This is a genomic window from Methylorubrum rhodinum (assembly GCF_014199935.1).
Classification (GTDB): Bacteria; Pseudomonadota; Alphaproteobacteria; order Rhizobiales; family Beijerinckiaceae; genus Methylobacterium; species Methylobacterium rhodinum.
Window position 1 is genome coordinate 1 of record NZ_JACHOP010000030.1, and the last position, 12,091, is coordinate 12,091.

14 protein-coding genes and 1 tRNA gene are annotated in these 12,091 nt (G+C 70.7%); 4 read left to right on the top strand and 11 right to left on the bottom strand.

Annotated elements, in window-relative coordinates:
• Window positions 1-92: 92 nt before the first annotated feature.
• Entirely contained in the window at window positions 93-1,118 is a 1,026-nt protein-coding gene (locus HNR00_RS22675; RefSeq protein ID WP_183573364.1) for a P-loop NTPase family protein, read from the bottom strand.
• Between the two features lie 265 nt (window positions 1,119-1,383).
• Between HNR00_RS22675 and HNR00_RS22680 the strand changes: the two genes are divergently transcribed.
• From HNR00_RS22680 to HNR00_RS22695, 4 genes are all read left to right on the top strand, one after another.
• Window positions 1,384-1,779 carry a hypothetical protein gene (locus HNR00_RS22680; RefSeq protein WP_183573366.1) on the top strand — a complete coding sequence of 132 codons (396 nt, stop codon included), beginning with the start codon at window positions 1,384-1,386 and terminating at the stop codon, window positions 1,777-1,779.
• On the top strand, window positions 1,776-1,928 hold the full coding sequence (locus tag HNR00_RS22685) for a hypothetical protein (RefSeq protein WP_183573368.1): 153 nt from the start codon (window positions 1,776-1,778) through the stop codon (window positions 1,926-1,928). The genes HNR00_RS22680 and HNR00_RS22685 overlap by 4 nt, the downstream gene beginning before the upstream one ends.
• Before the next feature lie 23 nt (window positions 1,929-1,951).
• Window positions 1,952-2,395, top strand: a complete 444-nt coding sequence (locus HNR00_RS22690) for a hypothetical protein (RefSeq protein WP_183573370.1) — start codon at window positions 1,952-1,954, stop codon at window positions 2,393-2,395.
• A 94-nt stretch (window positions 2,396-2,489) separates the two neighbouring features.
• Window positions 2,490-2,879: a hypothetical protein gene (locus HNR00_RS22695; protein ID WP_183573372.1), complete on the top strand. Its 390-nt coding sequence runs from the start codon at window positions 2,490-2,492 to the stop codon at window positions 2,877-2,879.
• Here the strand turns inward: HNR00_RS22695 and HNR00_RS22700 are convergent.
• From HNR00_RS22700 to rpsA, 10 genes are all read right to left on the bottom strand, one after another.
• The gene (locus HNR00_RS22700) at window positions 2,876-3,133 is read right to left on the bottom strand and encodes a hypothetical protein (protein ID WP_183573374.1); all 258 of its coding nucleotides are present in this window, start codon (window positions 3,131-3,133) and stop codon (window positions 2,876-2,878) included. The two genes, HNR00_RS22695 and HNR00_RS22700, sit on opposite strands and share 4 nt — an antisense overlap.
• Window positions 3,134-3,142: 9 nt before the next feature.
• Window positions 3,143-3,511 carry a hypothetical protein gene (locus tag HNR00_RS22705; protein ID WP_183573376.1) on the bottom strand — a complete coding sequence of 123 codons (369 nt, stop codon included), beginning with the start codon at window positions 3,509-3,511 and terminating at the stop codon, window positions 3,143-3,145.
• A 309-nt stretch (window positions 3,512-3,820) separates the two neighbouring features.
• Window positions 3,821-3,897 (bottom strand) — tRNA-Met (locus tag HNR00_RS22710).
• A gap of 125 nt (window positions 3,898-4,022) precedes the next feature.
• The gene (gene trpB, locus HNR00_RS22715) at window positions 4,023-5,264 is read right to left on the bottom strand and encodes a tryptophan synthase subunit beta (protein ID WP_183573378.1); all 1,242 of its coding nucleotides are present in this window, start codon (window positions 5,262-5,264) and stop codon (window positions 4,023-4,025) included.
• Window positions 5,265-5,383: 119 nt separating this feature from the next.
• On the bottom strand, window positions 5,384-6,031 hold the full coding sequence (locus tag HNR00_RS22720) for a phosphoribosylanthranilate isomerase (protein ID WP_183573380.1): 648 nt from the start codon (window positions 6,029-6,031) through the stop codon (window positions 5,384-5,386).
• 20 nt (window positions 6,032-6,051) lie between these two features.
• The gene (locus HNR00_RS22725; protein WP_183573382.1) at window positions 6,052-6,417 is read right to left on the bottom strand and encodes a LapA family protein; all 366 of its coding nucleotides are present in this window, start codon (window positions 6,415-6,417) and stop codon (window positions 6,052-6,054) included.
• Window positions 6,418-6,619: 202 nt separating this feature from the next.
• On the bottom strand, window positions 6,620-6,928 hold the full coding sequence (ihfB, locus tag HNR00_RS22730; protein WP_056246699.1) for an integration host factor subunit beta: 309 nt from the start codon (window positions 6,926-6,928) through the stop codon (window positions 6,620-6,622).
• A 46-nt stretch (window positions 6,929-6,974) separates the two neighbouring features.
• Window positions 6,975-7,943 carry a signal peptide peptidase SppA gene (sppA, locus tag HNR00_RS22735; protein WP_183573384.1) on the bottom strand — a complete coding sequence of 323 codons (969 nt, stop codon included), beginning with the start codon at window positions 7,941-7,943 and terminating at the stop codon, window positions 6,975-6,977.
• Window positions 7,944-8,196: 253 nt separating this feature from the next.
• Window positions 8,197-9,519: a class I SAM-dependent methyltransferase gene (locus HNR00_RS22740; protein WP_183573386.1), complete on the bottom strand. Its 1,323-nt coding sequence runs from the start codon at window positions 9,517-9,519 to the stop codon at window positions 8,197-8,199.
• 304 nt (window positions 9,520-9,823) lie between these two features.
• Window positions 9,824-11,536 (bottom strand): 30S ribosomal protein S1, encoded by a 1,713-nt coding sequence (rpsA, locus tag HNR00_RS22745; RefSeq protein ID WP_183573388.1) that lies wholly within the window; start codon window positions 11,534-11,536, stop codon window positions 9,824-9,826.
• Window positions 11,537-12,091 lie beyond the last annotated feature (555 nt).

The following is a 12,091-nucleotide window of genomic DNA, read 5'->3' on the forward strand; positions in this document are numbered from 1 at the left end:
CCAGTCAGCTACCCGGATCTCGCCTTCCGGCTACCCATGGCCACCGCCATGCAGTAACCTCTCAATTGGCTCGGTTCAAAATACCGGTCAGGTCAGGTGAAGTCCCGGGCGAGTTCGCTCTTCCCGGATCCGGGCGGGCCAACGAAGACCACGTTTGGGAAAGCCGCGTGCACCCGGCCCTGGAGCAGGCCGATCAGGCGGGCGATCCCCGGCGCGGCCCAGGGGCTGCGCTCGACCAGGTGCCGGCCGAGTGCCTCCAGATTCGGCATCGGGCGCAGCGGCAGGGCGCGGCCGACGATGGCGGCGGCCTGGCCCGGAACCTTCTTCTTGCCGGCTGGCTCCGGGATCACGACAAGGCTGGGGGCGTGCGCCCGTTGAAGGATCCCGTCGAGATCGAGGTCGCCGTCGTCGCTCGCGGCCACCGTCGGCACCGGGGCCTGCGGCGCGGCCGGGGCGGCGCCGGCGGGGAGCTCGTCGGGCGGGGCGGCGACGTCCGCGATTGTGTCGAGAAGCTGACGCGCCGATCCCCGCCCCATGCGCCAATCCGCCTGCAGGTCGGTCGCCATCGGCTGCACCGGGAGATCGCGGCTGCAGAGCGAGGCGACGTGCAGGAGCGTCACGAAAGTCTCGCGCAGCGGCACGGGATCGGGCAGCCCGGTGTGGAGGTGCGCGAAGATGTGGTCATGCACGATCGCGACGGCGCGCCCGGCGGCCTCCGGGTCGCCTAGGAAGGCGGCGTAGAGCGTCGCTCGGTCGGCGACCTCGCCGTACGAGTCCTCGGCCGTCAGGTCGGGGAAGACCGCCTGGATCTGCGCAAGGGCGAGGCGCTCGACCGCGACGGCACGGGCCGCCGTCGGCTCCAGGCCGAACATGTTCAGCGCGACGTGGAGACCATCAGGGAACGTCGGGGCGGCGGGGGAGTGGAGGACCTCGCGAGCCCAGAGCTTGGCGTCCTCGATCGGGCTGGCGTCGATCGGCTGCGCGCCGGTCAGGACCTCGTCGAGCGTGGCCGTCCGGGTCGGCGGGATCGCCATGGCGCGCCGGTGGCGGGCCTCGCTCTCGCGGTAGGTCTCGATACGGGCGCGGCGACGCGCATGGCGAAGGACGTCATCGGTCATCGGGGAACTCGCTGGAAACGGGGGCACGCGGGCGGGCGCCGAGCTCGGGGCTCAGGCGGCGGCGGCTATCCGTTTCAAGAAGCGAGCGACGGTCACGGGGGCGATCCCTTCGGTGAGGCTCGCACCGTGGCAGGCGGGGACTCCCGAGGCAACCGGCGATCGGGGGCGTGGTGAAGATATCCCTGGGCTCCGTGGCCGGGCCCCGTCCCGTCGCGAATCGCCGCGCGGTGCTACCCTCGCCCGAGAGGCAGCGGAGGGACGGGCGATGCAGAGCGAGGCAGAGCGGCACCGGGCGGCGTGGGCCTTCTACGGGATCCCGAGGCCGGCCCAGGTCGCCTTCCGGCGCCGGGTCGTCGAGGCTCGGTGCGAGGAGCCCGAGGCACTCGCCGCCTTTGCGGCGGTCGGGGTGTCCAACACGATGCGCCCGCCCGTCATGGTCTACGACGACGTCGCGGCCGCGCTCGCCGCGTTGCCCGAGGCCGGCCGCCCGGCGATCGAGGTCGGCCTGTTCGGGCAGGCGCTCACCGCGCCGGGGCCAGTCGCCCTGGTGCGGGAGGCCCTCGTCCGCGGGCGCGCCGACGGGCTCGACGACGGGCAGCTAGCCGGCGGGATCCTGGTCGTCCTGGAGAGCTACGGGCTCCTGCAGCGCGAGGCGGCATGATGGGCGAGCTGACGTTGTGGGTGTGCTGCGGGGCGATCGTCGTCCTCTCGGCCGCCATTTTGTTCACGGGCGTGTTCTTCACGCTGGAGCGCACCGACCACGAACTCGCGCGCCTGCGCGACGCCACCACCCCGACGCGGAAGGGCTGACCGTGAAGGACCTGACGATCCCCATGCCTGTCCACGACGGCTACACCGACGCCGACCTCGCGCGGTTCTGCTGGTCCCCCGGCCTCTACACGGGCCGGTGTCGAGACTGCCGGGAGCGCGCCCTCGGCGAGAAGCGCTTCCAGCGTTGCCGCACCTGCGCGGTGGCGGCCCTGCGTGCGGTGGAGGCCTACCCGCCGTCCCCCACGGATGCCTCCGCCCCGGTCACCCGCTTCGCGGTCCGGGACGCCGCGTCGGGCCTCCTGTTCTGCAACCACTCCATGCACCCGGCCCGCAAGTCCTGGGACGGGCTGGCGACGGCGCAGGTCTACCTCAAACGCGAGGCGGCCGAGGCGACGGCGCAGCAGGCGCGCCAGAGCTGGGCGCAGCTCCGGCCCTACCATCCGACGCTCTACCCGGAACGCCTGGAGCCTGAGGTGGTCGAGGTCGAGCTGAGGGTGGTGGCATGACGTACCGAACCGAAAACTGGTGGGTTCGCGTCGAGGGGCCGACCGATGGGTCAGGACCCCACAGCTTGCCGAGGTGTGGTTCGAAGACGGCGCGGTGGGACACCTGCGGTTCATGGGGACCGAGGAGCTGAACCGTTCCGGCCCGGCGGAACTCGCGGAGGTGCGCCTGATCGAGCGCGTGCTTCCGACCGGGCGCACCGCGGAGGTCCAGGCCCTCGCCGACGCGATGTGGCAGCTACTCGATGACATGGGCGCGGAGGGGACCAGCGTCTGCGCCGTCGCGAAGGCCTCGGCGCGCATCGCCTACGAGCCGTTCCGGGTCGGCGCCGACGGCGAGGAGGCGCCCGTCGACTACCCTCTTGAGGCGGCCGAGCGCCTCCGAGAGGAAGTCCGAGAGGAACTCAGGCGGGAGCTCAACCGCCCGATGACGTTCCTGCCGTGGTCCCTGGAGCCCGTCTCGCCGCTGATCGAGGTCGAGGGCTAGTCGACCCCGTCGCGCCAGTCGATGCCCTCGGCCTCGAAGGCCGCGATCCGCGCCTCCAGGTCCTCCCGGAGGTAGAACGCGGCCGCGGTGTCGTAAGGCATCACGAGTCGGAACCGCTCGGCCAGCTCGGCCGCGTCGGCGGCGATCTCCCGGACGCGCTCCGGGCTCACCCCGGGGGCGTGACGGCCGGCACGCGCCAGCCAGTAGTAGATGTCGTAGGTGCCGCGGAGCCTGCCGTAGGGGGCGGGGTGCATGGCGGCCTCCTAGCGCTCGGACGCCGCGGCGGCGTCCTCGCCGAGGGGAACCCCGGCGTAGAGCGCCTCGAACCGGGCAACGTGCTCGTGCCCGAACGCTCCTCGAAGCAGGCACTCCCACTCGATCGCGTCGGTCTGCGGGGCCGACTTCGCGTCCGCGAGGAGGCGGCAGGCCAGGCGCAGCTGCCGCTCGGTGACGGGCTCGCCGGCGGTGCCGGGGATCGGGACCCCAGCGTTCGACATGTCGATGTACCAGTCGTCGGAGGCGTCCCCGTCCTCCGAGAGGGCGGCCGCCGCGATGGCCTCGGCGAGGTGCTGGCGGTCCCGGTCGGTCAGGGCCGCGAAGACGGCGGCGGCGATCTCGTAGCGGGTGGGCATCCTGTGGGCTCCCTGTGGGTTGCGTCACGCGCAACCTCGGGCCCCCGACTTGCCGGGACCTTAACCGGCCACAGGCGGCGGAACGGACGGTTAACCGGACATGGCCAGGACCGGCGCCGAGGGCGTGACCTGGATCGGGATACGCCACCCAGTGCAGGGTGCCGGATGGTCCGCCGCGGCGCTCGAATCCGGGCGGGCCGCCCGGCAAGCGTGCAGAAAAGTCCGCCCGAAATCCGCCCGAGAACGAGAAAGCCCCGGACGTGGGGTCCAGGGCTCCGGGTCTAAGTGCCTGTGCAGGCTATAGGATATTGGTAGCGAGGGAGGGATTTGAACCCCCGACACAAGGATTATGATTCCTCTGCTCTAACCAGCTGAGCTACCCCGCCACCGACGCGAAGGGCGCGTGCGGCGTCCTCCGGTGGGCGGCGATATAGGGAGAAGGCGGCGGGGGTGTCAACGGCCTGCGGCGCTCCGGCCGCAGGTTCTTCGTGGACCCCCTTGCCCCCGGGAATCAGAGCGTCTGGCCGAAGATCTTGGCGACCTGGGGAATGTCCTTGTCGCCGCGGCCCGAGAGGTTGAGCACCATCAGGTGATCGGCGGGCTTCGTCGGGGCGAGTTCGGCGACCTTGGAGAGGGCATGGGCCGGCTCCAGCGCCGGGATGATGCCCTCCAAGGACGAGCAGAGCTTGAACGCCTCCAGGGTCTCGGAATCGGTGGCCGAGAGATAGGTGACGCGGCCCGCCTCGTGCAGCCACGCATGCTCCGGGCCGATGCCCGGATAGTCGAGGCCCGCCGAGATCGAGTGCGCGTCGGCGATCTGTCCGTCGGCGTCCATCAACAGGTAGGTGCGGTTGCCGTGCAGCACGCCCGGCTTGCCGCCGGTGAGGGAGGCCGCGTGCAGGCCGCTGGAGACACCATGCCCTGCGGCCTCGACACCGAAAATCTCGACCTCGCGGTCGTCGAGGAAGGGGTGGAACAGGCCCATGGCGTTCGAGCCGCCGCCGATGCAGGCGATCAGCGAATCCGGCAGGCGCCCTTCCATCGCCAGCATTTGCGCCTTGGTCTCGTGGCCGATCACCGACTGGAAGTCGCGCACCATCGCCGGGTACGGGTGCGGGCCCGCCACCGTGCCGATGCAGTAGAAGGTGTCGGCGACATTGGTGACCCAGTCGCGCAGGGCCTCGTTCATCGCGTCCTTGAGGGTCCGGGTGCCCGACTGGACCGGCACCACCTCGGCGCCGAGCATCTTCATGCGGAAGACGTTCGGGGCCTGCCGCTCGACATCGACGGCGCCCATGTAGACGACGCATTTCAGGCCGAAGCGGGCGCAGAGCGTCGCGGTGGCCACGCCGTGCTGGCCGGCGCCGGTCTCGGCGATGATCCGCGGCTTGCCCATGCGCCGGGCGAGCAGGATCTGGCCGAGCACGTTGTTCACCTTGTGCGAGCCGGTGTGGTTCAGCTCCTCCCGCTTGAAGTAGATCTTGGCGCCGTTCCCCTTGGGCGCCTGACTCCGAAAATGCTCGGTCAGGCGCTCGGCGTAGTAGAGCGGGCTCGGGCGGCCGATATAGTGGGTGCCGTAGCTCTCCATGTCGGCCTTGAAGGACGGATCGGCCTTGGCCGCCTCGTAGGCCTTCTCGAGGTCGAGGATCAGCGGCATCAGCGTTTCGGCGACGAAGCGACCGCCGAAGATACCGAAGCGGCCGCGCTCGTCCGGCCCGGTGCGGAAGGAGTTGGGTGCGGGGTTCACGGTCACGGGATACGGTCCTCGGCGGGCATCGATACTCTGCCCGCGTGCTAGACCCATGGGAAGCCGGCCGCAATGCGGCGTCCCGTGCTTCGCGCGGCGACGCTTTACACCCTCGGACGGCTCTCTCAGACCCGGCCGCGGGCCGCGGCGATGAAGGCGGCGATGCGGGCGGGGTCCTTCTCACCCGGCCGCACCTCGACGCCGGAGGACACATCGACGGCCGTCAGGCCCGTGCGGGCGAGTGCCTCGGCAACGTTGGCGGCGTCGAGTCCGCCCGACAGCATCGTGCCGGCGGGCAGGCTCGCCTGCGCCAGCAAGTCCCAATCGAACGACACGCCGTTGCCGCCGGGGAGCGTCGCGCCGGGCGGGGGCTTGGCGTCGAGGAGCAGGCGGTCGGCGACCGCGGCGTAGGCGGGCAGTGTCGCGAGATCGTCGGCGGTGGCGATCCCCACGGCCTTCATCACCGCGCGTCCGGTTCTGCGATGCACCTCCGCGACCCGCTCCGGGCTCTCGCGGCCGTGCAACTGGATCAGGTCGGGATCGACGGCCTCGGCCGCCGCCGCCAGGAGGGCGTCGTCTGGGTCGACGAGGAGGATCACGCACTCGGCCCGGCCCCGTGCCCGGCGGGCGAGGCGCCCGGCCGCGTCCAGGGCGAGATGGCGCGGGCTCCTTGGGAAATGCACGAAGCCGACGAGGTCGGCTCCGGCCTCGAGCGCGGCGTCGAGCGTCGCCTCGGTGCCGAGGCCGCAGATCTTGACGCGCACGTTCGACATGGGAGCGAGTGTTTCGGGCCTCAGCGGCCGGCGGGTGCCGGCAAGGCGGCGTGGGTGCCGGCCACGCCGTAGCTCGGCTCGGCGGCAGGAGTGCCGAAGGTCTTGAGGGTCGCGGCCTCCTTGGCGAGGCGGTCGGCCTCGCGGCGGTGGTAGCGCGCCCGCTGGCGGGTGCCGCTCTGGCTCAGCCAACTGCCGATGCCGCCGACCACGACGCCTAGCGCGACCGCGCCGAACAGCACCGCGTAGAGCGGCAACACGGCGCTGAACAACGGCTCGGGCGAGAACGGATCGAACGACAGGGTCACGGTCTCGCGGTTGGCGACCGCCAGCAACACCACCACGACCGCGACCGGCACCAGCACCAGGGCTTTGAGGAAACGGATCATTCCACCATGTCTCCGACGGATCGGTCCCGCCGCCCGGCCGGCCCGATCCGGTCAGGCGCCGGGCCGGGCCGCCGCGGGAGCCTCGACGGCTCGGACGGCGCGATCAAAGGGTTTACGCGCCCGACCGATCCCGGCCGATGCGTTCGCGGGGAGAGGTAGGGCGCGCAACCGCGGCCGTCACGGGGCGACGGGCGCGGAAGGCTTACGCCTCGGCCCGCTCCTCGCCGATCCCGGCGCGGTTGAGGCGCAGCCGCATCTCCTTCCCGGTCTTGAAGACAGGGATCGCCTTCTCGGACACCGCCACCGATTCGCCGGTGCGGGGGTTGCGCCCACGCCGCGCCTCGCGCCGCTTCACCGAGAAGGCGCCGAAGCCGCGCAGTTCCACCCGGTCGCCCTGGGCCAGCGCATCGGCGATGGTGTCGAGGATGGCATTGACGAGCGTCTCGACGTCCCGCTGGTAGAGATGCGGGTTCTGCTCGGCGATCTTGAGCACGAGTTCGGATTTGATCATGCGGCAATCTTCCGGGTGCGGAGTGGGCGCGGCACGGCGATCCGGCTCAGGGAGCCGGGCGCCAGAGGGCGAGCAGGCCGCCCTGCCCTATCGCGGTCGTCTCGGCACCGAGAGCCCGCAGGCGCGCGGCGAGCCCATCGAACCCGGCGAGGTCCGCGGCGGTGCCGAGCGACGACCACAGCGTGAGGCCGCCCTCGGCCTTCGGCTTCCAGTCGCGCACCGGCAGATCCTTCTGGATCTTCCGCTCCGTCTCCAGCCACGCCACCGCCTTCCGCTCGTCGCCGAGTTCGTCCACGAGCTTGAGCGGCACGCTCTGGCGCCCGCTGAACACGCGCCCGTCGGCCACCGCGTTGAGCTGCTCGTCGCTCATGCCGCGGCGCTGGGCCACGAGCCCGCGGAACCAGCCATAGGTGTCCATGACGATGGCCGAGAGCGCGGCGCGCGCCTCCGGCGAGGTCGGGGCGAAGCCCGAGGGTTCGGCCTTGAGCGGCGAGGATTTCACCGTCTCGACCTTCACGCCGACCCGGTCGAGCAGGCCCGACACCTCGGGGTACTGGAACAGCACGCCGATGGAGCCGACGAGCGCCGTCTCGCGGGCGACGATGTGGTCGGCGGCGATGGCCGTGATGTAGGCACCCGACGCCGCGGTGCCGTCGACGAAGGCAACCACCGGCTTCTTGTCGGCCAGCGCGCGGATGTTGCGGTAGAGTTCCTCCGAGCCCGTCGTCGTGCCGCCGGGCGAGGAGATCGAGAGCACCACGCCCTTGACCGAATCGGACTTGCCGACGCGTTCGATCAGCTTGCGGGTCGCGTCGCTGCCGGCGATGAAGCCGCCGATGGAGATCCGGGCGATCTGGTCCTGATTGACCGCGAAGAAGCGCCCCTCGCCGATCCGGGCGCGGTAGCCGACCGCGCCGACGGCGACGACGAGGGCGCCGATGCCGACCACCCGCCACAGGGTGAGCTTGCGGCGCAGGCGACGGCGGTCGATCAGAAACTCGGCGTCTGCGGCCATCCGACGGTCCACTCCCTGGCGTTCGGCCTCATCCGGGCCGTATCGCGATTCGCCGACCGTGAGACTGCGCCACGGAACGCTGAACCGCACTTGTCCATTCGGGCGATCCGCGCCGATCTCCGGGGACGACGTCTCGGCCAACTCTTGGCCAAGTCCTTGACGCGCCTGGATTCGGGCGGGCCGCTCGACCCTGCGGCCGTGTTTAGACCCGGCGACCGAGGGGCGGCAAGGGGCTGTCCGGCGCGGGCGGGTCTCAGCCCGGCGGTTCCGTGTCGCGGCGGGCGTAGATCTCCTCGACGTAGCCGTCGCGCAACCAGAACGGGTTGCGGCCGAGGCGGCGGTAGCCGCCGTCGCGCGCGACGAGGTTGGGCACGATCCCTTGACGGAACGCCTCGGTGTTGGCGGCGGCCGCCTCCTGATTCACCGAGTAGAACAGCGGCGCGATCTCCCGGATGCGGGCCACGTACATCGCGGCGGCGTCCGGCGGCATCTCGGGGATCGAATCCTGATTGATGACGAGGTCGTAGCGCGCGTCGCGATGGATCTCCCACCACGGCAGGACGCGCAAGCGCGCCTCCGGCTCGCCGGCGAGCGAGACGGACAGCCCGGCCTTCAGAAGGAACCAGCCCTGGAGCACGTTGGTGAAGGGCAGGTCGAGGATGGTGTAGCTCCGGCCCTCATCTCGCAGGAACCACGCGAGGCCGCCGAAGCCGCCGCCGATCTCGGCGAGCCGGGGCCCGGGATTCAGCCCGCGGATGCGCCAGGCGGCGTAGGCGTGGCTGAAGGCGTGCTCGGGGAGGATCTTTTCGCGCAAGCGCACGCCGTAGGGGGCCCCGACATCGGGAAAGACGAGACGGAAGCCCAGAGCGGCCTCGATCCGCTCGATCTTTCCGACGCGCTCCAGGGGACGGGCGAAATCGCCCTGCTCGGGGCAGCGCACCGGCTCGACCCCGAGCGCCTCGGCGAGCCGCAGGAGCCGGTCGCACCAGGCGGCGGCGAAGATCTCGGGGGCGTGGCGGGCGAGCGTCGCGGTGGTACGGCCCATGGCGATGCCGTGGGCGAGGTGCGACTGGAACAGGGGTGCGAGCAGCGCGGCGAGCGCCCGCGCGTCGCCCGCGCGGAGCGCCGTGTGGAAGGCCGAGAAGCCGGTGCTGCGGGCCGCCCACATCCCCTCCTCCGCGGCCTCGGGCGCGGCGGCGGCGGAATGGCGCCACGCGGCGATCAGGCGGGCGGCGATGGCCTCGTCGTCGGGGCCGATGGCGGGGGCAGCGAATGCCATCGGCGGCAGGGCGCCGACGGCCCGGTAGGGATAGCGGAAGGTCGAGGCCCCGACGATGCCGCCGCCGAGCGCGCCCGTCGGCGCCGGAAGGCGGTAGGCGCGGGATTCGCGGCGACCGAAATGAACCCAGTGCTCGGCCGCCGAGGCGATGTGGCCGGCCTCCACCGCCATGGCGACGTCGGCGTTGAGATCGAGATAGAGGTCCGCGTCGAAATCGGCCGGGAGGGCGTCGGCGCGGCGGCGCGGTTGGACCAAGCCGGCGAGCCGCGCGGCGAGGCTTTTTCCTGCCGCGGTCACCGGGCGGTCATCCTTCGACGGTCCAGGCACGCGATCCTCTCTCCGGCTCACGGGGCTACCGCGCTGGGTCCCCTCCCCCTTGTGGGGAGAGGTTCGGGGTGGGGGTGGTTCAGGATTGAGCGCGACGGTGCCCTCCGCACCACCCCACTTCCTACCTCCTCCCCGCAAGGGGGAGGAGAGCGCCCTCTTCTGGTCCCTGCAGCGGGTAACGCAAAAAGAAACGGCCCGAAAAGCGGGTCTCCGCTCTTCGAGCCGTCGGACGGGAGAGGGAAGGCCCCAGGTGAGAACCTCGGGGCGCTTCGTCTTACTCGTCGTCGCCGCCCTTCTTCTTGTTGAAGGCGGCGCCGAGGATGTCGCCGAGCGAGGCGCCGGAATCGGCCGAGCCGAACTGGGCCATCGCCTCCTTCTCCTCGGCCACTTCGAGGGCCTTGATCGAGACCTGCACGCGGCGGGCCTTGCGGTCGAACTGCACCACGCGGGCATCGACCTTCTCACCGGCGGCCCAACGCTCGGGGCGCTGGTCGGCACGGTCGCGGGCGAGCTCGGCGCGGCGGATGAAGGTCTGCATGTCGGTGTCGACGAGCTTCACCTCCAAGCCCGAATCCTTCACCTCGACGATCTCGCAGGTGACGATCTGGCCCTTCTTGATCTCGCCGGCTTCCGCGAAGGGATCGCCGCCGAGCTGCTTCACGCCGAGCGAGATACGCTCCTTCTCGACATCCACGTCGAGAACCTGGGCGCGCACGATGTCGCCCTTCTTGTACTCCTCGATCACCTGCTCGCCGGGACGGTTCCAGTCGAGATCCGACAGGTGGACCATGCCGTCGACGTCGCCCTCGAGACCGATGAACAGGCCGAACTCGGTCTTGTTCTTGACCTCGCCCTCGACCTCGGAGCCGACGGGATGCTTCTCGGCGAAGCCGTCCCAGGGGTTCTGCAGGGTCTGCTTGAGGCCGAGCGAGATGCGGCGCTTGACCGAATCGACCTCCAGGATCTGCACCTCGACCTCCTGGGAGGTCGAGACGATCTTGCCCGGATGGACGTTCTTCTTGGTCCAGCTCATCTCGGAGACGTGGATCAGGCCCTCGATGCCCGGCTCCAGCTCCACGAAGGCGCCGTAATCGGTGATGTTGGTCACGCGGCCCTTGAGCTTGGCGCCCTCCGGGTAGCGGGCGGCGATGCCCTCCCACGGATCGGCCAGAAGCTGCTTGATGCCGAGCGAGATGCGGTGCGTCTCGTGGTTGATCTTGATGATCTTGACCTTGACCGTCTGGCCGATGGTCACGACCTCGGACGGGTGGTTCACGCGGCGCCACGCCATGTCGGTGACGTGAAGCAGGCCGTCGATGCCGCCGAGATCGACGAAGGCGCCGTACTCGGTGATGTTCTTGACGACGCCGTCGATGACCTGACCCTCTTCGAGGTTGGCCACCAGCTCCGAGCGCTGCTCGGCGCGGCTCTCTTCGAGCACGGTGCGGCGCGACACGACGATGTTGCCGCGGCGGCGATCCATCTTGAGGATCTGGAACGGCTGGGGCGTGCCGAGCAGCGGGGTCACGTCGCGCACCGGGCGGATGTCCACCTGGGAGCGCGGCAGGAACGCCACGGCGCCGTCGAGATCGACGGTGTAGCCGCCCTTGACCTGGTTGAAGATCGTGCCGGTGACGCGCTCGTTGGCCTCGAACGCCTTCTCGAGCTTGACCCAGCTCTCCTCGCGCCGCGCCTTGTCGCGCGAGATGACGGCCTCGCCGAGCGCGTTCTCGATGCGGTCGACATAGACCTCGACCTCGTCGCCGACGGCGAGGTCGCCGTCACGGCCGGGGCCGTTGAATTCCTTGAGGGCGACGCGGCCTTCGGTCTTGGCGCCGATGTCGATGACGGCGACGTCCTTCTCGATCGCGACGACGCGACCCTTGACGACCGAACCCTCGGTGATCTCGTGATTGAGGAAGCTTTCCTCGAGCAGGCTCGCGAAATCCTCGCGGCTCGGCTGGGAAACGTTCAGACCAGCGGACATTCTCTCTCCTAAGGGCCCCCCACGGGAGGCCGCGCCGACGGCAAGTGTGGCATGGACCCCCGTCACCGCCGGCCGCCGGATGGAACGATCCGGTCGGGCCAACCTCCTCGCGGAGGGCCGACGCATGCTGAAACAAGCGATGGCCGAGGGCCGACATCCCCGCCGGGAACGAGAGTGGGACCGGGATGCGCTGAGGGCACCGGCGATCCTGACGTTGCCGAAAAGGAAATCGGCGCGAGCGATAGCCGATCCGGGTCCGGGGTGCAACGCCGGGTCGATGTGGCGCGCCATCCTCCTCGTTCCGTGCCCGGCCGCAGGACGGTCCTTACCGATCCATCCGCCGATCCGTGCGGATTCCACCCGATCGATTTCACGGAGCGTAAAGACGGTCGCGGCTAGGGTGCCGCACGGTCACGGTAGGCGAAACACTCACGTCGACCGTCGACCGGCGGCAGCGACACACGACGAAGACCGGACAGCGTGGGAGACGGCAGGCTCATCGCATTCGCCATGCGGGCGATCTCCGGGAGCGCGCCTCGTCGGGCGCCCTTCGGC